We start from the raw sequence: 1,022 nt of genomic DNA, 5'->3' as shown, positions 1-1,022 counted from the left end.
CCCGCATAAATGGGCGCCTAACGGAAACCAACGAACCGGCGCCGCCACCGGACGAAACATGTCGCCGTGCCTGAAAATCCCTACCCGCCTGCAGGTTCGCGCCGCATGAATGGGCGCCTACGGACACCATAACCGGACACCCCCGTAGCTGCCACTTCAGTTGGCAGGCTCTGCGCAGCAGAGCAATAACCACGGCGCCGCACCCGCAAAACATGCGCCGTTCCTGAACAACCCTACCCATCTGCAGGTTCGCGCCGCATGAATGGGCGCCTACGGACACCACAACCGGACACCCCGTAGCTGCCACTTCAGTTGGCAGGCCCAGCTCCGCTGAGCAACAACCAAAGCACAGAATCTACAGGAAGCCTGCTTAAGCTAGACTGTTGCTAAATGTGATATTGGGGATAACTCAATGCCGTATCCTGATGCCTTGGCTGGCAGATCGTCTCTGCCCAGGCAGATTTACCACATCACCATATGTACTCATCAACGCCAGCCTTTCTTTGCCAATTGGCAAACGGGGCGCTTGGCAGTACAGGAGTTGAAGCGTCTGCAGGATGAGCGTCAGGCCGAATCTCTTGCGTGGGTGCTGATGCCAGATCATATTCATTGGCTAATGCAATTAAGTGAGTCAGCGTCATTGACGGACATGATCAGATTATTCAAGGGCCGGTCAGCCAGAATCGTAAACATGTCTCTTGAAAGAGAAGGCCGACTCTGGCAAAGAGGCTTTAATGAGCATGCCCTGAGGGAGGAAGAAGATATCCGGCATATTGCCCGTTATATCGTGGCCAACCCGTTGAGAGCGGGGCTGGTCAACCGAATTGGCGACTACCCCTTGTGGGACGCCATCTGGTTATAGCGATTTAGATCCGAGTTAGCGCGAGGCCTGATTGCGGCGTAGCTGCAGGTTTGCGCCGCATAAATGGGCGCCTACGGAAACCACAACCGGCGCCGCACCGGCAAACATGTGCCGTGCCTGAAAATCCCTACCCGCCTGCAGGTTCGCGCCGCATGAATGG

At 56.3% G+C, this 1,022-nt stretch carries 1 protein-coding gene; it reads left to right on the top strand.

The window, feature by feature from the left end:
* The first annotated feature begins 412 nt into the window (after positions 1-412).
* Entirely contained in the window at positions 413-862 is a 450-nt protein-coding gene (locus BFR47_RS15040) for an REP-associated tyrosine transposase (protein ID WP_071473832.1), read from the top strand.
* Positions 863-1,022 lie beyond the last annotated feature (160 nt).

It is taken from the genome of Oceanisphaera psychrotolerans, assembly GCF_001870485.1.
GTDB classification, from domain to species: domain Bacteria; phylum Pseudomonadota; class Gammaproteobacteria; order Enterobacterales; family Aeromonadaceae; genus Oceanimonas; species Oceanimonas psychrotolerans.
This window is presented reverse-complemented; position numbering and strand designations above follow the sequence as displayed.